Consider the following 19,588-nt stretch of genomic DNA (forward strand, 5'->3'; position numbering starts at 1 on the left):
CAAGGCCGGCGACTGAAAAACCCACGCCATGGCGGCAGTCAACTGCGACGCTTGACGACACGCCGGTGGCAATCCGCCGGACCCAACACCTTGCCTGCTTTGGAACGCACCGCAATGGTCTCGACGGGCTCCGACTGTTCGTTGTCCAGCAACACCGAGTAACTCTCACCCTTGCTGAACAGGAAGCGCTCGCCCCACTGGCGCATGCTGATCACGATGGGAAACACCGAGCGCCCCATCTCGGTCAGCACGTATTCCTTGTACGCGGTGCCATCTGACGCCGGCTGCACCTCGAACACGCCCAGTTCGACCAGTTTCTTGAGTTTCACCGTGAGGATGTTTTTCGCCAGGCCGAGACGTTTCTGGAATTCGCTGAAGCGACGCACATCATCGAAGGCGTCCCGGATGATCATCAACACCCAACGATCGCCGATAGCCTCGAGCGTGCGGGCCACGGGGCATTCGCTTTGTGCCAGTAGCAGCTGTCTGGCCATGAGTCTCCAATTTTGAGGAAAGAGCGCGTTAGAAAGGTTCTAACGTCAGAAGAAAATATTTTGTAAAACTAGTTGTAGATTAAAACCAGTTTTGATAAAAATCAACGCATCGGTTTTCTTTAGAAACCAGATTCCCAAGGATGGAATGATGACGTTGAACCCTCAAAAGCCTTCGAAAATGGACATCGAAGCCGAAAAATCAGCCGGCGGCGGCACCGCTCAGGCGCCTCTGGGACGTGCAACCACCAGCGGTTTAAGTCGTTACCAGACATTTCTCTTCGCTATCACCTGCGCCATGGCTGTGGCTAACGTCTACTTCGCACAACCACTGCTGGAGTCGATGGCCGCCAGCCTGTCAGTGTCGCCCGGCACCATCGGCGTGGTGGTCACCGCGACTCAGGCCGGCTATGCGGTGGGCCTGTTGTTCATCGTCCCACTGGGGGACCTGCTCAATCGCAAGCGACTGATCCTGACGCAGATGCTGCTGTCGGCCGTGGCGTTGTGTGCGGTTGGGCTGGCGCAGGATTGGGGCATGTTGCTCGGTGCGATGGTGCTTGTCGGCCTGATGGCGGTGGTCGTACAGGTGGTGGTCGCCTACACGGCGACACTGGCAAGCCCCGAGCAGCGCGGCGAAGCCATCGGCACCGTGACCAGTGGCGTCGTCCTGGGCATTCTGCTTGCGCGCTTCGTATCGGGCGCGGTGGCCGATCTGGCCGGATGGCGCGGCGTCTATTTCGTCTCGGCAGCGTTGATGATCGGCATGGCGCTGGTGCTGCACCGCACAATGCCAGCATCGACCACGCCGCCCGCCAAAGGCAGTTACTTGCAGTTGCTGCGCTCGGTCTTCCAGTTGTATCTCACCGAACGGACGCTGCGCGTGCGGGGCACCTTCGCCCTGCTGATATTCGCCTCATTCAGCGTACTGTGGACCGCAATGGTATTGCCGTTAAGCGCACCGCCACTGTCGCTGTCACACACCCAGATTGGCCTGTTCGGCCTGGCCGGGGTAGCGGGTGCGCTGGCCGCTGCGAGGGCCGGGCGACTGGCCGACCAGGGTTTCGGCAATCGCACGACAGGCATTGCGCTGGCGCTATTGACCGTGTCCTGGCTGCCCACCGCGTTTGTTGAAAGCTCATTGCTGGCCATGGTGGTAGGCGTGGTACTGCTGGACTTTGCCGTGCAAGCGGTGCATGTGACCAACCAAAGCCTGATCTTCGCCGCACGGCCCGACGCGCAAAGCCGGCTGGTGGGTGCCTACATGTGCTTCTACTCGGTAGGCAGTGGTGTCGGCGCTATTGCTGCAACTTACACTTACGCTCACTTTGGCTGGGTTGCCGTTTGCCTGTTGGGCGCCGCCTTCAGTGGGATAGCACTGTTGTACTGGTTATACCTGGAGTTGACGTCCCGCTAACTTCCTGATTGCCCAAACTTCTTTCCAGCGCCGTATGGCTTTGGCGTGAAACTGTGTGCCTGCCACACAAATTTTAATAATGACATGAGGCATGTATGGCACTGCACACACTGACAGTTACTTCGCATCAACTCGAGTTTGTATTACCGACCAATTCCCCGTTCACCGATATCGAGTATGAAGCCGGGGGCAAGAACGTTATCCCGCTGGGTTGTCGTGTAGGCGCGTGCGGCGCCTGCCTGATCAAAGTTACATCGGGTCTCGAGGCTTTGAATCCTCGTGATGACGATGAAGAAGCTTTTATCGAGGTATTGGGTTACAGCGGCGAAGAGTACCGGCTGGCCTGTCAATGCCTGTTAAGAGGTGAAGTGGCCATTGATGTTATTGGCTAAGTTGCAAATGAAGTGTGGTTGTAATTAAAGCAATTCAAACAAACCAAAAAAAAGGACTTGCTCATGCTTAACCGTGTAAAGAATGTTGGCTATGGTGATACCACCCCGTTCCTCAACGCCGCCGGCTCGGTAAATCTGCGCGCAGAGATAGACAAGATCATCGACGTGCAAGTTGAGCAATGGTATGCAACCGTACCTCAGGCTGCTCACCTGGAAGGCAAGGACGTTAACAGTGAGTACTACAAGCGCCATCTGATCGAAACCGCATGGCGTATCCGTCTGCTGCGGGTTGCCGAATCCAAGGCGCTGGTCGAAGTGGCCAAGGTCAGTCCGGCGGCAGCGCAGATCTGGGCGCACTACGAGCAGGAAGAAATGCTCCATGACGAGCTGTTCATCGATGACCTGAAGCGCGTCGGCGTCAGCCGTGAGGAATTCCTCGCCACCGAACCGTACCTGTCGACCAAACTGCTGGCCGGTTTCTTCTCGTACCTGCTGGACCATGAAGGCCCGCTTGGCGTAATCGCCTATTCCTACCTGGTCGAGTACGTCAACGTGAAGCTCGAGCCGCGCAAGCTCGAAGCACTCAAGACTTCGGTTGGCGAGACCAAGATTGTGGGTCAGGTTTCCCACTCGCACACCGACATCAATGATGACCACCCGGGTGAAGTCTGGGCGGCACTGCGTTTCCTGATCAAGGGCGAGCAAGACATCGCGGCATTGAAACGCTACCTCGAGGAGCATCAGAAGATCCTCGCGATGTATTTCAGCGAGCTGTACATCAACACCCTGGCCAAGCCGCAAGACAAGGCAGCTTAAGCCATGGAGCAGGCAATGAATTCAAATCGACCCGGTGTTCTGATCCTGAGCCACTGCGGCTTTTCTTTCCTGGAAGACCTCAAGCAGGAGATTCATCGACGGCAGCTTCGGTGTTTCGTGCTCTCTTCATTGCCGCTTCCGGAACATGTACCGGCCCGCCTGGAGCAGATTCATGCCTGGGCGGACCGGCTCTACACCGCTGATTCCCACCAGTTGAAGCTGGAGGATGTGCAGATTGCCCTTGAGACGCTGCGCAAGTCCGGCGAACAGGTCACCTGCTGCATCAGTGTGTGGGAAGGCTATCGCCACCTGATGGCGTCGGCCAACGCCTCACTTGGCACTTATGACATCGACGCAGGCCAGGCACTGGCGCTGCGCAACAAGCTCAATGTACGCAACCGACTGGCCGAAGCGGGCTTGTCGCACGCGAACGCCTACGCACTGACCGAGCCCGTACTGGAAAGACTCAAGGCGCAAGATCAGCGTTATTTCATCAAACCGATTCATGGGATTGCCTCCTACGCAGCCTTTCCCATGCGCAAAGACACTACGTGGAATGCCCTTGAGAGCCTGCGTCTGGCCTCCGCCGAAGACACAGTCTATGCCTCGGCGTTCAACGACGGACTGACGTTCATGGCGGAGGACTACATCGCCGGCAATGAATTCAGTTTCGAAACCCTGCTGGTCGATGGTCAGGCGCATGTGGTGGCCATCCATGAGAAATACGAAGTGACCGAGACCGCCGCCACGGTGCTTGAAGACAGTTGCACCACGCCACCGGTCAGCCTCGACCAGACGCAAATCGCTGCGGGCCTGCAATGGCTGAAAAATGTACTGGGATGCATGGAACTCAAGTGGGGGTGCTACCACGTGGAGGCGCGCTTCACCGGGCAGCACTGGGACCTGATCGAAATCAACCCGCGCGTCGGCGGCAGCCTGATCTCGCACAGCGTCGAGGCGGTTACCAACGGTCACAGCATGCTTTCACTGTGGATCGATCTGCTGCTCGCCAGTCAGGACGAAGCCCGGCCACGCGAGGATCTTGTCCAGCGTCTGACAGAGCTTGAATGGCATGCGGATGGCATCAGCGAACAGTCCGTGGCCACATTTTTTCGGGTGTATTTCGCCAAACCGGGAACGCTGAGCTCAGTGACGCTCAACGAGTTGCCGCTCGACCCGGTCGTGCAGCACATCCTGTTGAAAGCAGGCGATGTGATTCCCGCACACGCCCGTGAAGTGTTCCTCGGGCAATTGTTGTGGACGTTCGACCGTGCCAACCGGACAGCCGAACTAGAGCGCCTGGTCAGCATCAGCGCCACGGCGCTGGATATCCGCTATCAGGTCGACAGCCAATAAAAAAAACCGGGCATTCGCCTGAGTACAACTGCTGCCGATGACCAACCCCACGGATGAGGATCAAGAAACATGCCGTTGCGAGCGCCTGTATTACTAATTGTGGATTACAACCTGAGCCGGATCAGCGATGTGCTGCACCTGCGTGACTATGCGCGCCAGCAATGGGGCGCACAGACCTGGCTGGTCAGGGCCAACCCTCAGGACCATGACCAGAACATCAGCGATCGCGTGATCGATGCCGATCCTCTGCACCCCGACTTCGTCAGCCAAGTGCTCGATCAGTTGGGCGATGACGCGGCCCAGGTCAGCGCAGGCATGGTCTTTTCCGACAATGCGGTGGCCAGTGGTGCAGCGCTGCTGGAGCGCCTCGGGCTGCCGGTTGACGATGCAGCACTGGCACTTGGGGCCTTTGACAAGCTGGCGTACCGCATCGCCGAAGACCGCATCCGTGCGCAACTGAACCCGTTGGGGGTCATGTTGCCGGACTTTGTGCGGATCGACGGCTTGAACGATGTGCGCAACTTTGCCGTGCGCCAGGAAGGCAGTTTCGTGATCAAGCCTGCTTGCGAGGGCAACAATCGCGGCGTGGTAGTGGTATCACCGGGAGGCGACTGTGAGCAGGCGTTTGCCGAAGTGGCGCCTTATCTGGATGGCGGCGTGCTGGCCGAAGCGTTCATCACGTTCACCCGCGAGTACTCCTATGACGGTCTGGGGAAACTGTGGTTTATCACCGAGAAAGTCAGCGCCAGTGGGCGCTACCCGGTTGAGGTGGCGCAGATTCTGCCGGCGCGCCTCAGTGAGCAAGAACGACTGGCCATTCGCAATGCTGGCGAGCAGGTCAATCGGTTGGTCGGCCAGCGTATCGGGCCGTTCCACAACGAGATCAAACTCAGCGACAGCGGCTACCAGACGGGGGTGATCGAGCCGAACCGGCGTCCCGGCGGCATGAAGATCTGGACGCTGGCACACGCCGTACATGGGCTTGACCTCTACGCGGCATGGGTTGACTCGGTCTTCGCGGGACCCGTGCCGGATGCACTGCCAGCTGCCACCTGCAGCGCCGCGACGGTGATGTTCGGTGTGCCGCGCGATGTGACGATCAACGTGGCTGAACTGGGCGACATAGAAGCGCTGGTCCACGACACGCTGGCACTGGCGGCACAGAAACTGGGGCTGACCAAGGAAGATATTGCCCTCCTCGAAAGCGCATGGATCGCAGGTGAGGCAAGGCTGATCCATGCAATCCCACGCGACAACAGCGACTTCGTCGCCCAGGCCTGCATCGCACTGCATGACCCGTCAGTCGATATCCGCGATCTGGTGCGCGTGCTGCGCGAGCAGTGGTTGCTAGTGCTGGAGCGCAACCTGTCGTCCGAGTTTCTGCTCAAGGTTGCGTCCTGATCCCTGTCTTTTTCGCTTCGAGACCGTTTGCATGAAAATTCTTATTCTTCACCGGGTGCCCTACCCGCGCATCGAGTACCACCGTGGCATCGATCATGATCTGCACGATGTCACCTACCTGGGCAAACAAGCGGCTATCGATACGCTGCCGGCCGAACTGCGCTGCCACAGAGTGACTCGGCCGGGCGTAGGGAGCGCCTACGATGAAGCGCAACAGTGGCTGGCGCAGTTCCCGCAGCATTTTGACCGGATCATCTCGATGTCCGAGTACGAACTGCTCGACGCGGCACACCTGCGCGAAGTGCTGAACGTCGAAGGCGCTTCGGTGGCGGCGGTGAATCTGGCACGCAACAAGCTAGACATGAAGGCCGCCGTTGAAGCGCGGCAACTGCGCGTGCCGCGCTTCATGGCGCTTAAGCGCTATCTGGCACTTCAGGGCCATGTGCCTTGGCATGGCGCGACCGTGCTCAAGCCACACAGCGGTGCATCGAGCATGGACGTCAGCATTCACCAGCAGCCTGTGCGCGCCTTTGACGAGATCACTCGCAAGATCAGCGAACTGTCCCTGTGCATCGATGAGTTTCAGGTTGAAGAATTTATCAGCGGCCCCATCCGCCATTTCGACGGCCTGGTCCAGAACGGTCGAATCCTCACCATGCTCTCCAGCCAATACGTCGGCACTTGTCTGGACTACATGGAGCGCGGTCATCCGCTGGGCTCTTGGCACCTGGAAACCACCGCGCCGATGCAGGCATGGGTCAGTGCTGCGCTGGAAGCCGTGCAAATCCGCAATGGCGCATTCCATCTGGAAGCCATCATGGAAGATGACGAGCCAGTGTTCCTCGAAGTCGGCAACCGGGTCGGCGGCGCCGATGTGGTCGCGACTTACGAGTTGGCCACCGGCATCCACCTGCCATCGCTGGAGCTGCGCATCCACGTAGAGGGCGAAGTAGATATCGCACCACTCACACAACAGCAGCCAAGCCTGGGCTTCGGCTGGTTTGTGTTCCCCGGGCACACTCACCGCGAGCGCATCTATCAGGGACTCGACGGCGCGGATGAATTGCGCTCAAACCCATTCGTCGTGCAGTGGAACGAGTTGCAACCAGGCGCGCTGTTGCCGGGCCACGTGACCTACTCGGCTTTCGAGGCGCCCTTGGCAGGCATCATCAAAACCGCAGAACCGCAACAAACCAAGGCCTGGATGCAAACCCTGTTTTCCAGGGTGCGCCTGGCCGAAAACCTGACATCCGTCGCGTGACACAGCCCACCCTCATGAAGGCGACTCAGCAATGAAACCACTGCACGTAGTATTGGCTGTACTGATCACGGCGATATGGGGTGTCAACTTCTCGGTCATCAAACTGGGATTGGCCACTGTAGACCCGTTTATTCTGGCGGGCATCCGCTTCAGTCTTTGTGCGTTACCAGCGATCTTTTTCATCCGCAAACCGAATGTGCCATGGCGCTACATCATCGGTTACGGACTGGTGTTCGGCATCGGCTTGTGGGGCATCGTCAACCTGGGCATCAAGGCCGGGCTCTCGGCAGGCATCGCATCGCTGGTGCTGCAATTCAGCGCGTTTTTCACGATTGTGCTGGGCGGCTGGGTGTTCAAGGAAGCCCTGACGCGCTTTCAGGTACTGGGCATGCTGATCGCACTCGGTGGATTGTTGTGCATCATCATGATCAGCGATGGTTCGGTCAGCCTGCCCGGTGTGCTGCTGGTGCTGGTGGGCGCGGTCTCATGGAGCGTCGCCAATATCATCAACAAGAAGGCTAGCACCAAGGAAGTCTTCGGATTTCTGGTCTGGTCCAGCGCCTTTGCACCGATCCCGTTATTCGCACTCGACTACGCGGTGAACGGTAGCGCTGGCTACACCACGTTCGTCAATCAAGTGGATACCACTGCCGTGCTGTCGATCCTGTTTCAGGTTTACCCGAACACGCTGTTCGCCTACTGGATCTGGAACTCGCTGCTCAAGACCTATCCGGTTTCGACGGTCGCGCCACTGTCGTTGCTGGTGCCGATTTTCGGCATGCTCGGTTCGGTGTTGATCTTTCACGAAAGCGTGCCGGCGACCAAGGTACTGGCGGTGGTGCTGATCGTGCTCGGATTGGCCGTCGGCCTCTATGGACAGCGAATTTTCAATGCTATGTTTGCGCGTCCTGCGCGCACTTCAATATGAATCAACAGGGAATTGGTATGAGTCTGGGAAGACGTGAATTCGTGGGGGCCGCAGTTGGTGCGACCCTGGTTGGAGGCAGCATGATTGCAGGTGTAGCGGGCGCACAGGCGGGTAACACGCCTGTTCAGGATGACTTGGTAAAAGCACTGGATCCCAATGATTGGGCATCCGTGCGGGCGCAGTTCAATCTGTCGCCGGAATTTGTGCATATTTCCAACTTCTTTCTCGCCTCAAACCCCAAGCCCGTGCGCGACGCGATGGCGCGCCATCGACAGGCGTTCGACGAAAATCCGTACACCTTCCTCGAAGACAACATGTTCGCCAGACCAGAGGACATGGTCTGGCGCAAAGTCTGCGCTGCGGCTGCCGACTACACCGGTGGACGCGCCGAGGATATCGCGCTGACGACCAGCACCACGCAGGGCCTGTCCATGGTCTACAACGGCCTGAAACTGGCACCCCACCAGGAAATCCTGACGACCAACCACGAGTGGTACACCCATGACGAAGCGATGCGTCTGGCGGTCGTCAAGTGGGGCGGCAGCATTCGCCGGATCGACCTGTACGAAGGGCCGGACGATGTCAGTGTCGACGCCATCGTCGCGCGCATTGAAAAAGCCATCAAACCGACAACCCGCATTCTTGCCATGACCTGGGTGCATTCGGGGACCGGCGTGCGGTTGCCGGCGCGAGAAATCGGCGCACTGGTGGCGCGGGTCAATCGCGATCGCTCCGAAACGGACAGAATCATCTACGTGATCGACGGCGTGCATGGCTTCGGCTGTTCCGAGGCTCAAGTGGCGAGTCTGGGTTGCGACTTTTTCAGCGCCGGCACGCACAAATGGATCCTCGGCCCGCACGGTACCGGGCTGGTCTGGGCCCGTGAAGGTCAGTGGGCACACATCACGCCGACCATTCCCACCATCATGGCCGCCGAGCCCGCCAACGCCTGGCGCCAACAGCGCGACCCACAGGGCGAGACGCAGGCAGCCTGGGTCAGCCCCGGTGGATTCCTCGCGTTCGAAAACCAGTGGGCCATGATCGAGGCATTCAAGTTCATCCAGCAGATCGGCCGCAAGCGCATCGCCGACCGCATCGCTGAACTCAATGGCCAACTGAAGGAAGGTCTGGCGAAGCTGCCCAACGTGTATTTGCACACACCGCAGGCTGCACAGTTCTCCGCCGGGTTTGTCTGCTGTGATGTCAAAGACCGCGCCCCCAAAGAGATTGTCGCCAGGCTCAAAGAGCAAAAAATCATTGCCAGCGCCACGCCTTATCGGCACTCGACGGTGCGCTTCTCCGCCGGGATCATCAACTCGCCCGAAGACATCGAAAAGACACTCAAAGTGATGCGCACGCTGGTCTGACACCCGCCCGAATCGACTTCAGTTCCCTGCACTTGCTCAATGCCGGTGCGGTGGCTGGTGTCCGCCTTCCAGTTGAACAATCGCCGCGTACTCAAGGGCAAGGATCGATTAAATGAATAAAAAAAACGCCGTCACCCAAAAAGCTGCAAAAGAGTTGGCCATGTTCCTGTTTTGCTCGACGGTTTATCGGTTGTTTTCCGGTGCGCTGATGGTCTCGCTGACCTGGACCATCCTCAATCAGGAAGAAGGCGGATATCTGCCCCTGGCGTTGGCGATTTTCTGCTCGTTCATTCCGGCGTTCATCACGCCGGCAATGATCAAGCGCCTGTCGCTGCGAATGAACGGTCGGCAGATGAGCAGTTGGTTTGTACTGGGGCTGGCGGGTATCGCGCTGATATCGGGCGTGTCCCGAGACTTCACCATCGGCCTGCTGATCACCAACCTGTTTGCCTGGCTGATGGTCATGTCGCTCGAAGCCAGCCTGGACATGTGGTTCACCCAGATTCAACGGGGTATGGACGAAACCAAAGTGCGACGCATCAGCGGTGCAACCACGGCCACCAGTCAGGCCGCGCTGATGATCGGCCCATTGCTGGCGGCAGGTTTGATGCCGATTCTTCCCGGCATGGGCTTCTCGATCGTACTCAGTGCCGGCTTCTTTATGGTCGCGGCAATTTGCTTCACCCGCGACAGTCTGCCGACGGTGGTAGAGGCGACTGCCGAAGTAGCCGAGCCCGCCAGGCTGCCGCTGACGCTGTTTGTGCCGATGGTATTGATCTGGCCGATCCTGGGGGCATTCAACTTTATGCTGCCGGTGTATGTGGCGAGCCACGGCTGGGCATTGTTTGAACTGGGTGTGCTCGATGCAGTGTTCGGCCTGGGCATGGCGCTGATCGGCGTGCTGGTGATCATCGCCAATACCGGGCGCAACCTGATGGCCTATCTGTCAGGCCTGATTGCACTGGCGCTGATCTCCACATCAATGTGGTGGCTGCTGCCGGACAATCTGCTGCTCAAGGCACTGAGCCTGTTGATCCTCGGCATGGCTTTCGGTGGTGCGCGGGTGCATATCCGGGTTGCCATCGCCTGCCGCTACAGCGAGGCGGCGGTAGGTTTGTATGTCAGCCGGGCGAATGCCCTGGCGACGCCGGTGCTGCTGCTGATCCTCAGCCTACAACTGGCCATGATCAACAACGCCTGGCTGCTGCCATTCCTGCTGGTGACATTGAGCGTTGCGCTGCTGTTGCAGACCTCGGCGACGCGTTTTGCCCGAGGACATTCACGCACCGCAGCCGTGGGCGCCTGACTCGGCGCTCTGCATTGGCGTAGCCCCGGTTCAGGTTCCCCGGGGCTTCGCCCGCGCCGTGGCTTCAGCCACCAGCGGATCATCCGGCCAGTAATGCTTCGGATACCGCCCCTTCAAATCCTTTTTCACCTCGGCATAGGTGCTGCGCCAGAAGTTGGCCAGATCCTGTGTGACCTGCACCGGCCGCCGCGCCGGGGACAGCAAGTGCAACTTGACCACTTGCCGGCCGCCAGCGATTCGTGGCGTCTCGGCCAGGCCGAACAACTCTTGTAAACGCACCGCTAGAATCGGTGGAAACTCGCTGTAATCCAGACGAATCGACGACCCCGACGGCACACTCAGATGATGCGGTGCCAGCTCATCGAGCCTTTGCGGCAGTGGCCATGGCAGTAGATTACGGACGATGCTCGACAGATCGAGATTGGCGAAATGGCTGAGCCGTGAGACTTTGCCCAAGTAAGGCATTAACCAATGCTCGAGGCTGTCGAGCAGCGTCGCGTCGCTTACATCCGGCCACTGGCTTTCGTCCTGAGTATTGAGCTCCAACTGCCGCAACAACGCGACACGCGCCTGCCACTGACGCAGTTCCGCCGTCCACGGCAGCAGCTCCAGGCCTTTGCGCCGCACCAGATTGACCAGCGCCTGACTGCGCGCGGCTTCATCGAGGCCAGTCAATGGTTCACGACTCAGGATCAGTTCGCCTACCTTGCGCTGACGTTCAGCGCGCAACACGCCTTCGCGCTCGTCCCAATCCAGTTGATCGATGTTGCGTACCTGCTCGGCGAGCACCGAATCGAACAGCGCCGGATCGAAATCCGCCGCCAGATAAATTCGTTCTTCGCGCTGACCCTGTCGGCTGCCGAGGTCGGCGATGACGATCCACGGTTCTTTCATCAGGCTGTCGGCCTCGGCGAACAGCGCGGCGCGACCGTTGGCCAGTCGGTATTCGGCGCCTCCGGCACGACGTTGTTGGGCGACGCGATCCGGGTAGGCCAGCGCCAGTAATGCGCCGAGCCAGCGCGGGTGATCCGGATCGCTGACCGGCTCGCTCGCCTTGCCGCGTAAGTAACCGCGATACTGCCGCGCCAGTTGTCGGGCACGTTGCACACCGCCCTGAGCGCCGCGTGCCGCGCGTTCTTCGCCAGACAACAGCACCAGACGACTGTGCAAATCCGCCCCGGCGCCGCGCAAGATATCGCGCTCGCCGAGCAACGCGGCGACATCGCACGCCATGTTTGCCAAGCCCAACGCCTGCCCCCGCAGCAACAAATGGCCGATACGCGGATGCGCTGGCAATTCGGCCATGGCCTGACCGTGCGAGGTCAGCGCCTGGCCTTCCAACGCACCAAGACGCTGCAACAAATCCTGCGCCTGTGCATAAGCCGCTGTCGGTGGCTCATCGAGCCAGACCAGTTCCCCCGGCGTCACACCCCAGCGCCCCAATTGCAGCGCCAGGCTGGCCAGATCTGCCGACAGAATTTCCGCACTGCCATAAGCGGCCAGTTGCTCGTGCTGATCCTGCGACCACAACCGATAACACACACCCGGCTCCAGTCGCCCCGCCCGCCCCGCGCGCTGCGTGGCGCTGGCCTTGGAAATGCGTTGAGTGTCGAGGCGGGTCATGCCGCTGCCCGGATCGAAACGCGGCACCCGCGCCAGCCCGGCATCGATCACCACGCGCACGCCGTTGATGGTCAAACTGGTCTCGGCGATGTTGGTGGCCAGCACCACTTTGCGCTGGCCGGCCGGTGCCGGGTCGATAGCGGCGCGTTGGGCGTTGAGATCGAGTTCACCGTGCAACGGGCAGAGCAGCACGTCGCTGCGCTCGCCGATGGCGTCGGCCAATTGTTGATGGACGCGACGGATTTCCACCTGCCCCGGCAGGAACACCAACAGGCTGCCGGTTTCATCGTGCAGGGCTTCAAGGATGGTGGCGGTCACGCGCTGATCGATGTACTCGCCGGGCTGAAACGGCCGGCCCCAGCGCATGGTCACTGGATACATGCGTCCTTCGCTGCGCAGAATCGGTGCGTCGTCGAGCAACCCGGCCAGGCGTTCGCCCTCAAGGGTGGCCGACATCAGCAAAATCTTCAGCGGCTGTTCAGCTCGAAACAGCTCGCGACCGTTCAAACTAAGGGCCAGCGCCAGATCGGCGTCGAGGCTGCGTTCGTGAAACTCATCGAAGATCAGCAGGCCCACGCCTTCCAGCGCCGGGTCGTCCTGCAAACGGCGGGTGAGAATGCCTTCGGTGACCACTTCGATACGGGTGTTGGGGCCGACCTTGCTGTCGAGACGGATGCGATAGCCAACGGTTTCACCGACCTTTTCGCCCAGTTCGCTGGCCAGTCGTTCCGCTGCGGCACGCGCGGCGAGACGGCGCGGCTCCAGCATCAGAATGGTTTGCCCGTTCAGCCATGCTTCGTTGAGCAAGGCCAAGGGCACGCGGGTGGTTTTACCGGCGCCGGGCGGTGCTTCAAGCACGGCTTCGTGGCGTATCGCCAACGCTTCACGCAGGGCGGGTAAAACTTCATCGATCGGCAGCGAATTCATACTGGCTCCCCAGGGCGTGCCCACAGTAAATTGCGAGTCGCGTTAAAGCTGTGAGCGTGCCAGGCAAGGCGCGGGATGCAGGTAAGGGTCGTTTCCTTGCCAAATCCCGCAACGCAGCATGGCGCGCTCACAGCTTTAGCCCGGAGGGCCGAACCCCGACAGGATTCATCAGCCTTCACGCGGTGTCGATCTGGAGAAAACAACTTCAATCCTCAACGTATTTCGGTAGGGGTGAGACGAGGCCGCAATTTACTGTGGGCACGCCCTGCCAGCCGCGAGTATAACGGCGAACTGCCGGGCGTTTGTCAGGGTCTTAATTCCACACAACGCTGCTTCGTTTTTAGATGACTCAGGAGATCTATCCCATGCGTTTACCCTTTCGCCTGATCGGCGGTGTACTGGTCGCCACCCTGCTCACTCAAATCACCGCGTGCGGCTCGATTTTCTACCCGGATCGACGCGGCCAGATCGATGGCAAGATCGACCCGGCGATTGCCGTGCTCGATGCCGTGGGTCTGCTGTTCTACATCGTCCCGGGGCTGATCGCATTTGCAGTCGACTTCGCCACCGGCGCGATTTACTTCGAACCGGGCCACACCGCGCAAGTCGATCCGGCCAAGCTCAAGCAAGCCATTGGCCCGGACGGTCAGGTCGATAACCTGAAGTTGCAGGCTATTCTCGAATCTGAACTGGGCCGCAATCTGCCGCTGGATGATCCGCGCCTGATCCAGCACAAGGGCAGCACTCAACAACTGGCGATGTTCGGCCTGCAACCCGCCGCATAAGGAAACCATGCCCCCATGACCTCCAGCCCCGAACACGCCCGCCTGCTGCGGTTGGCGACCCGCGCCTCGGTGGCGGTGGCCTGTACGCTGATCATCGCCAAAGCCATCGCCTGGTGGCTGAGCGGTTCGGTGAGCATGCTCGCCGGCCTCACCGACTCGGCGCTCGATGGCATTGCTTCGTTACTTAATCTGCTGGCGGTGCATTACGCGCTGCGCCCGGCGGATGACGATCATCGTTATGGCCACGGCAAAGCGGAATCACTGGCCGGCATGGCGCAGGCATTGTTCATCGGCGGGAGTGCGGTGTTGATCGCGTTTCAGGCCTATGAGCGGATCAAGCAACCTGAACCGCTCGGTGCGCCGTGGATCAGCATTGGCGTGATCATTTTCTCCCTGCTGCTGACGGTGGCCTTGCTGATCTTGCAGCACCGGGTAGTCAAGCAGACCGGCTCCAACGCCGTACGCGCCGACTCGCTGCATTACCGCTCTGATCTGCTGCTTAACGGCAGCATTCTGGTGGCGCTGGTGCTGGCCGGATTCGGCTGGCAACAATTGGACGCGTGGTTCGGCCTGGGGATTGCCGCCTACATTTTGTGGAGCGCGATCCAGATCGCCCGGGAAAGCTTTTCGGTGCTGATGGATGAGGAGCTGCCACCGGACGTCAGTCAGCACATGCTCGAACTGGCGTGCAGCGTTCCCGGGGTGTTGGGAGCGCATGACTTGCGCACGCGGATTTCCGGCAACCACTGGTTCGTGCAGTTGCATCTGGAATTGCCGGGGGAATTGACCCTGTCAGTAGCGCACGGCATCAGCGATCAGGCGGCGGATGCCATTCACAAAGCCTACCCACGGGCCGAAGTGCTGGTGCACGCCGACCCGCAGGAAGTGGTCAAGGCTGAACGGGCGCAAACCCGGATTCAGTAACTTACCTGATAACCGCGACTGCTCAGGCAATTGCCCTGGGCCTGACGGTAGGCCTGGACCACTTCGGGCGCCGGTTGGTAAGTCGCGGTGCGCGGATCGAAACCGCTTTGTTGCACCGCGTACTGATAGCACTGGTAACCGTCCTGTTGCACCTGCTCCGGCGACTGACCGTTGGCCGGATAAGCCTCGACATCGTAACCCTGTGATTGCGGCTGCGGCTGTTGCTGCACCGGCGGCTCGACCACCACGTAGTCCTGAGTCGCTTCCTGATAGGCGTAATAGGAACCGGCGGCAAGGAACAGCAACGCGCCACCCACCCACACTTCACGGGCGTAATCCGGCAAGTACTGGGTACGAATCCCGCGCGGTGGCTGCACGACGATGTAACGCGGGCCTTGCGGGCGATACCAATAGCCGCCAGAGAAGAAGTAATCCTGCCCGCGATACGGCACGCGATAGTCACGATCCGGGAAACGGTCGATCACATGCCCCGGCCGATATTGCGGCCCCGGGCCCCAACCGTTGCCATGCCCGCCCGGACGACCTGGCCAGCGATTGTCGTTAGGCCGGTTGCCGGTCTGCCAATGTTGGTTGTTGTAGCCGTTCTGTGGACGCTCGTCGCGGTAGTAGCCCTGACGCGGTTCCTGGGTCTGGCGCACGGCGTCGGGACGCGGCTGGATCGGCAGACTGTTGGCCGGTAACTGTGGCGGTGGCGGCGGCTGGCGAACCGGGTTGGGATTGTAGGCTGGACGGTTCTGGTCGCGGTTCTTCCACTGGCCATTATCGTTGCGCTGCTGGCCGTTGTGCTCGAACTGGCGGCTGTTGTCGCCACGAATGATTTCATTGTTTTGCGGCCGAGGCTGATTGTTACCGCCATGGCCCTGATTGTTGCCCTGATGCTCCGGGCCGCGACCATTATTGTCCGGCCCGCGATTCTGCGGCTCATCGGCAAGCGCTTGCGCACTGACACTCACACACAGCAACCCAACACCGGCCAGACGCCAGATGCGCGACTTCATGCTTTTCCTCGCTGCGGCTCAGGGCCTGAAATTAAGAGGGGACTTGTCACTAAGACCGGGAATGTACACACCGGGTTCTGCAACAGGTTATCAGTCACGAGACTTATTTATTGAGGGCTGCACAAAAATCACAGGCAAGAAAAAAGGGAGACCCGTCGGCCTCCCTTCTAGAGAACTTCGTCCTGGCTCGACGCTTTTGACGTCGGCTCACCTCACGCCGTCTTCTGGACAGTGTGCAGCTCGGGGGCCGGCACATCCCCGGTGGGGGTGGCGACCGCGGCGGGCCTGATAGGCGGGCCGCTGTGGACTGTGTTACCGAGCAGTGATTCTGGTGATAAGAATAGGCCTGAGGCCGCGACAGAGGATTGCGAAGATTGCTTAAATAAACACCACTTGCGCAATTTTTAACCCTGGATAGATAATCCGCCGCAATAGTTACAACCAAGGACTGATTGATGAGCAAACTCGACCGTTACGACCTGAGCATTTTGGCGGAATTGCAGCGCGACGCCCGCATCTCCAACCAGGAACTGGCCGAGCGCATCGGTCTGTCACCCTCGCCGTGCTCGCGCCGGGTCAAGCAACTGGAAGACGACGGCTACATCTCGCGTCAGGTGGCGTTGCTGGATCGCAAGATGCTCGGGCTGAGCCTGACCGCGTACGTGCTGATTGGCATGGACCGTCACACGCCGGAGCGTTTTGAAAATTTCGAAGCAGCGATTCGTACGTTGCCGCAGGTGTTGGAGTGCAGTCTGGTAACCGGCGTGGACGCTGATTATCAGTTGAAGGTGGTGGTGCCGGACATGGATCACTATCAGAAATTGCTGCTGGGGCATTTGACACGGATTGATGGGGTGACCAGTGTGCGCTCGAGTTTTGTGCTGAATCAGGTGCTCAACAGCACCGAATTGCCGCTGACCCATTTGCGCAGCTAACACTGCTCCTACAGGGGATTGCGGTGGATTCAAGACGCAGGTCAATGCGCCCTCAATCCCCCTCGGCGTATAATCGCCGCCGCCCTTTCTGCCCCGCCCACGCCGGAGAACCCCGATGGATCCTGCACTACTTGAAGAATGGATGATGACTGGCCTGGTCAGCATCCTGATCATTTTCATGGGTTTCATCGTCTGGGATCTGGCGAAAAAATCCAAGGCCGGGCGCTTTGGCTCGCTCATTCTGTTCTTCGTGCTGGGCCTGGGTGTGGCCGCGTTCATCATCAAGAGTGTGGTGATCGGCCTGATCGAGTCCGGCGCTTTATAAGCGCGCCGGCACTTCTTTCCACTGGCCCTGATCTAGACCTTCGATCGTCCAGTCACCAATCCTGACCCGCACCAGCCGCAACGTCGGCAAGCCTACCGCAGCCGTCATGCGTCTCACCTGACGGTTGCGCCCCTCGCGTATCACCAGTTCCAGCCAGCTTGTAGGTATGGTCATGCGAAAGCGTACCGGCGGATTACGCGGCCACAACTCAGGCTCCTCCAGTAGCCGAGCTTCGGCGGGCAAGGTCATGCCATCATTCAGTTCGACGCCGTCACGCAAACACTGCAACTGCTCGGCCGTCGGCTCGCCTTCGACTTGCACCCAATAGGTCTTGGCCAATTTGTGCCTGGGGTCGGCAATCCGCGCCTGCAACTGCCCGTCGTTGGTCAGCAGCAACAAACCTTCACTGTCGCGATCAAGGCGTCCGGCCGGATAAATACCGGGCACGTCGATGTAATCCTTGAGCGTCGCCCGCCCTTCGCCGTCGCTGAATTGCGTCAGCACATCGAACGGTTTGTTGAACAGGATCAGTTTCGGCTCAGCCGGCGGCGCCTTGGCAACACGGCGCGGGGAAGAAGACTGCGGCTTCGCGCCAGGGCGGCGGGAAGGTGGACGCGGGGGACGGGACATGGCGAAAAGAACATCTAACGGTCAGGGCTGCCAATGCTAGTAGCCTGACCGTTAAATGACCATCAACAAATCAGCGGAACGGCGGTTCGTCGAAGCTGCGCAGTTTGCGCGAGTGCAGCGAGTTGAGTTCGGTGCGCAGCAGATCCACCGCTTCGATGCCGATCTTCAAATGCTGGCTGACCGCACGCTCGTAGAACGCGTTGGCCGAACCCGGCAGCTTGATTTCGCTGTGCAGCGGCTTGTCCGAAACGCACAGCAACGTGCCGTATGGCACCCGCAGGCGATAACCTTGCGCTGCAATGGTGCCACTTTCCATGTCCACCGCCACGGCGCGGGACAGGTTGATCAACGGACGTTCCTGCGCCCAGCGCAGCTCCCAGTTACGGTCGTCGTAAGTCAGCACGGTGCCGGTGCGCAGGCGTTTTTTGAGGTCGTCGCCCTTCTCGCCGGTGATGTTGGCGGCCGCTTGTTGCAGCGCCATCTGCACTTCGGCCAGTGCCGGGATAGGAATGTTCGGCGGCACCACGCGGTCGAGAATCCCGTCGCGACGCATATAGGCGTGGGCCAGCACGTAGTCGCCGATGGTTTGCGACTGACGCAGGCCGCCGCAGTGACCGATCATCAGCCAGCAATGCGGACGCAGCACCGCCAAGTGGTCGGTGATGTTCTTGGCGTTGGACGGGCCGACGCCGATGTTCACCAGCGTCACACCGTGGCCATCGCTGGCGATCAGGTGATAGGCCGGCATCTGATAACGGTGCCAGACCACACCGGCGGCAATCGCCGACGCTTCGCCGTGATCCATGCCCTTCTCGATGATCACGTTGCCCGGCAGCACCATGCGCACGAAACGGGGATCGCTGCGCAATTGCTCCAGACCATGAACGATGAACTGGTCGACGTAACGGTGATAGTTGGTCAGCAGAATCCACGGCTGCACATGGCGCCAGTCGCTGCCGGTGTAGTGCACCAGACGACGCAGCGAGAAGTCGACCCGCGCGGCATCGAACAGCGCCAGTGGCAGCGGATCGGTGTTTTCCCAATCGTAGAGGCCGTCGGCAATGCCATCGGTGGCGGCGGACAGGTCGGTACTCGGGAAGACGCGCGCCAGCACGGCGGCAGTGACGCCGGAACCGGCCAGTTCATCGCCCTGCTCGACCACGTACGGGTACGGAATATTTTGCTGACTGACGCCGACTTCAACAGTCACGGTGAAGTCGTGCATCAACGGCACCAGCTGTTCCAGCAGGTATTTGCGGAATGCTTTCGGATGGGTGACGGTGACGCTGTAAGTGCCCGGCAGTTGCACCTTGGCGTAGGCGCGGGTGGTCTGCGGGACTTCGCCCTGACAGTGATAGGTCAGACGCAGTTCGGGATAACGAAACAGGGCACGCTGCCCGGCGTCGGGCTCGACGCGATCCTTGAGGTACCGCTTGAGCGCGGAATTCAGTGCGGTGGTGGCCTGCTCATGCAGCTCGGCCAGACGATCCACGGCTTGTTCGGCGGTTTGAACGACAATAAACGCTTCGGTCACGATCAGCTTCCTGTGTTCTGACTTGCAGAGCTTCATCTTGCCTGCATCGTGGCGTCACGGGAACAGTGGCGTTGTGGCTCTGGCGCAATCTTTCAGACAAAGCGAATCCCTGTAGGAGCTGCCGAAGGCTGCGATCTTTTGATCTTATAAACAG

18 protein-coding genes are annotated in these 19,588 nt (G+C 59.9%); 13 read left to right on the forward strand and 5 right to left on the reverse strand.

Annotated features, from left to right (window positions below; translation table 11 throughout):
* Positions 1-38: 38 nt before the first annotated feature.
* Positions 39-494 carry a winged helix-turn-helix transcriptional regulator gene (locus IAI51_RS25225; RefSeq protein ID WP_187680947.1) on the reverse strand — a complete coding sequence of 152 codons (456 nt, stop codon included), beginning with the start codon at positions 492-494 and terminating at the stop codon, positions 39-41.
* 148 nt (positions 495-642) lie between these two features.
* On the opposite strand from IAI51_RS25225, the gene IAI51_RS25230 reads away from it, so the two are divergent.
* The 9 genes from IAI51_RS25230 (at position 643) to IAI51_RS25270 (ending at position 10,732) form a co-directional block, all read left to right on the forward strand.
* Entirely contained in the window at positions 643-1,905 is a 1,263-nt protein-coding gene (locus IAI51_RS25230; protein ID WP_187680948.1) for an MFS transporter, read from the forward strand.
* 95 nt (positions 1,906-2,000) lie between these two features.
* Positions 2,001-2,297, forward strand: coding sequence for a 2Fe-2S iron-sulfur cluster binding domain-containing protein (locus IAI51_RS25235; protein WP_187680949.1), 297 nt, complete (start codon positions 2,001-2,003; stop codon positions 2,295-2,297).
* A gap of 63 nt (positions 2,298-2,360) precedes the next feature.
* The gene (locus tag IAI51_RS25240) at positions 2,361-3,113 is read left to right on the forward strand and encodes a hypothetical protein (RefSeq protein ID WP_187680950.1); all 753 of its coding nucleotides are present in this window, start codon (positions 2,361-2,363) and stop codon (positions 3,111-3,113) included.
* Between the two features lie 15 nt (positions 3,114-3,128).
* Positions 3,129-4,469 carry an acetyl-CoA carboxylase biotin carboxylase subunit family protein gene (locus IAI51_RS25245; RefSeq protein ID WP_187680951.1) on the forward strand — a complete coding sequence of 447 codons (1,341 nt, stop codon included), beginning with the start codon at positions 3,129-3,131 and terminating at the stop codon, positions 4,467-4,469.
* Between the two features lie 69 nt (positions 4,470-4,538).
* Positions 4,539-5,870: an acetyl-CoA carboxylase biotin carboxylase subunit family protein gene (locus IAI51_RS25250; RefSeq protein ID WP_187680952.1), complete on the forward strand. Its 1,332-nt coding sequence runs from the start codon at positions 4,539-4,541 to the stop codon at positions 5,868-5,870.
* A 31-nt stretch (positions 5,871-5,901) separates the two neighbouring features.
* Entirely contained in the window at positions 5,902-7,131 is a 1,230-nt protein-coding gene (locus IAI51_RS25255; protein WP_187680953.1) for an acetyl-CoA carboxylase biotin carboxylase subunit family protein, read from the forward strand.
* A gap of 31 nt (positions 7,132-7,162) precedes the next feature.
* Positions 7,163-8,059: an EamA family transporter gene (locus IAI51_RS25260; protein WP_187680954.1), complete on the forward strand. Its 897-nt coding sequence runs from the start codon at positions 7,163-7,165 to the stop codon at positions 8,057-8,059.
* Positions 8,060-8,139: 80 nt separating this feature from the next.
* Positions 8,140-9,426, forward strand: coding sequence for an aminotransferase class V-fold PLP-dependent enzyme (locus IAI51_RS25265; protein WP_187680955.1), 1,287 nt, complete (start codon positions 8,140-8,142; stop codon positions 9,424-9,426).
* Positions 9,427-9,538: 112 nt separating this feature from the next.
* A complete protein-coding gene (locus IAI51_RS25270; RefSeq protein ID WP_187680956.1) occupies positions 9,539-10,732 on the forward strand; it encodes a hypothetical protein in 1,194 nt (397 codons plus the stop codon).
* Positions 10,733-10,762: 30 nt separating this feature from the next.
* On the opposite strand, the gene hrpB is transcribed toward IAI51_RS25270, so the two are convergent.
* Positions 10,763-13,282 (reverse strand): ATP-dependent helicase HrpB, encoded by a 2,520-nt coding sequence (hrpB, locus tag IAI51_RS25275; RefSeq protein WP_187680957.1) that lies wholly within the window; start codon positions 13,280-13,282, stop codon positions 10,763-10,765.
* Between the two features lie 365 nt (positions 13,283-13,647).
* On the opposite strand from hrpB, the gene IAI51_RS25280 reads away from it, so the two are divergent.
* Both IAI51_RS25280 and IAI51_RS25285 read left to right on the forward strand, forming a co-directional pair.
* The gene (locus IAI51_RS25280) at positions 13,648-14,067 is read left to right on the forward strand and encodes a polyribonucleotide nucleotidyltransferase (protein ID WP_187680958.1); all 420 of its coding nucleotides are present in this window, start codon (positions 13,648-13,650) and stop codon (positions 14,065-14,067) included.
* Positions 14,068-14,082: 15 nt separating this feature from the next.
* Positions 14,083-14,991, forward strand: a complete 909-nt coding sequence (locus tag IAI51_RS25285; RefSeq protein WP_187680959.1) for a cation diffusion facilitator family transporter — start codon at positions 14,083-14,085, stop codon at positions 14,989-14,991.
* Here the strand turns inward: IAI51_RS25285 and IAI51_RS25290 are convergent.
* On the reverse strand, positions 14,985-16,010 hold the full coding sequence (locus IAI51_RS25290) for a DUF6515 family protein (RefSeq protein ID WP_187680960.1): 1,026 nt from the start codon (positions 16,008-16,010) through the stop codon (positions 14,985-14,987). The genes IAI51_RS25285 and IAI51_RS25290 overlap by 7 nt on opposite strands.
* Before the next feature lie 455 nt (positions 16,011-16,465).
* Here IAI51_RS25290 and IAI51_RS25295 point away from each other — a divergent pair, with 455 nt between their 5' ends.
* On the forward strand, positions 16,466-16,945 hold the full coding sequence (locus IAI51_RS25295) for an Lrp/AsnC family transcriptional regulator (protein WP_042561225.1): 480 nt from the start codon (positions 16,466-16,468) through the stop codon (positions 16,943-16,945).
* Between the two features lie 115 nt (positions 16,946-17,060).
* Entirely contained in the window at positions 17,061-17,270 is a 210-nt protein-coding gene (locus IAI51_RS25300; RefSeq protein ID WP_042561226.1) for a DUF2788 domain-containing protein, read from the forward strand.
* Here IAI51_RS25300 and IAI51_RS25305 read toward each other — a convergent pair.
* Together IAI51_RS25305 and amn are read right to left on the reverse strand one after the other, a co-directional pair.
* Positions 17,265-17,900, reverse strand: a complete 636-nt coding sequence (locus tag IAI51_RS25305; protein ID WP_262410383.1) for a pseudouridine synthase — start codon at positions 17,898-17,900, stop codon at positions 17,265-17,267. The genes IAI51_RS25300 and IAI51_RS25305 overlap by 6 nt on opposite strands.
* A 70-nt stretch (positions 17,901-17,970) precedes the next feature.
* Positions 17,971-19,470, reverse strand: a complete 1,500-nt coding sequence (gene amn, locus IAI51_RS25310) for an AMP nucleosidase (protein WP_187680961.1) — start codon at positions 19,468-19,470, stop codon at positions 17,971-17,973.
* Positions 19,471-19,588: the final 118 nt, after the last annotated feature.

The organism is Pseudomonas sp. N40(2020) (genome assembly GCF_014472415.1).
In the GTDB taxonomy this organism is placed as follows: Bacteria; Pseudomonadota; Gammaproteobacteria; order Pseudomonadales; family Pseudomonadaceae; genus Aquipseudomonas.

Coding starts and splice junctions, on each gene's coding strand:
- amn (WP_187680961.1), bottom strand. CDS start 19,470: ATGAAGCTCTGCAAGTCAGAACACAGGAAGCTGATCGTGACCGAAGCG.
- hrpB (WP_187680957.1), bottom strand. CDS start 13,282: ATGAATTCGCTGCCGATCGATGAAGTTTTACCCGCCCTGCGTGAAGCG.
- IAI51_RS25250 (WP_187680952.1), top strand. CDS start 4,539: ATGCCGTTGCGAGCGCCTGTATTACTAATTGTGGATTACAACCTGAGC.
- IAI51_RS25280 (WP_187680958.1), top strand. CDS start 13,648: ATGCGTTTACCCTTTCGCCTGATCGGCGGTGTACTGGTCGCCACCCTG.
- IAI51_RS25265 (WP_187680955.1), top strand. CDS start 8,140: ATGATTGCAGGTGTAGCGGGCGCACAGGCGGGTAACACGCCTGTTCAG.
- IAI51_RS25245 (WP_187680951.1), top strand. CDS start 3,129: ATGAATTCAAATCGACCCGGTGTTCTGATCCTGAGCCACTGCGGCTTT.
- IAI51_RS25235 (WP_187680949.1), top strand. CDS start 2,001: ATGGCACTGCACACACTGACAGTTACTTCGCATCAACTCGAGTTTGTA.
- IAI51_RS25295 (WP_042561225.1), top strand. CDS start 16,466: ATGAGCAAACTCGACCGTTACGACCTGAGCATTTTGGCGGAATTGCAG.
- IAI51_RS25300 (WP_042561226.1), top strand. CDS start 17,061: ATGGATCCTGCACTACTTGAAGAATGGATGATGACTGGCCTGGTCAGC.
- IAI51_RS25240 (WP_187680950.1), top strand. CDS start 2,361: ATGCTTAACCGTGTAAAGAATGTTGGCTATGGTGATACCACCCCGTTC.
- IAI51_RS25260 (WP_187680954.1), top strand. CDS start 7,163: ATGAAACCACTGCACGTAGTATTGGCTGTACTGATCACGGCGATATGG.
- IAI51_RS25255 (WP_187680953.1), top strand. CDS start 5,902: ATGAAAATTCTTATTCTTCACCGGGTGCCCTACCCGCGCATCGAGTAC.
- IAI51_RS25270 (WP_187680956.1), top strand. CDS start 9,539: ATGAATAAAAAAAACGCCGTCACCCAAAAAGCTGCAAAAGAGTTGGCC.
- IAI51_RS25225 (WP_187680947.1), bottom strand. CDS start 494: ATGGCCAGACAGCTGCTACTGGCACAAAGCGAATGCCCCGTGGCCCGC.
- IAI51_RS25290 (WP_187680960.1), bottom strand. CDS start 16,010: ATGAAGTCGCGCATCTGGCGTCTGGCCGGTGTTGGGTTGCTGTGTGTG.
- IAI51_RS25285 (WP_187680959.1), top strand. CDS start 14,083: ATGACCTCCAGCCCCGAACACGCCCGCCTGCTGCGGTTGGCGACCCGC.
- IAI51_RS25230 (WP_187680948.1), top strand. CDS start 643: ATGACGTTGAACCCTCAAAAGCCTTCGAAAATGGACATCGAAGCCGAA.
- IAI51_RS25305 (WP_262410383.1), bottom strand. CDS start 17,900: ATGTCCCGTCCCCCGCGTCCACCTTCCCGCCGCCCTGGCGCGAAGCCG.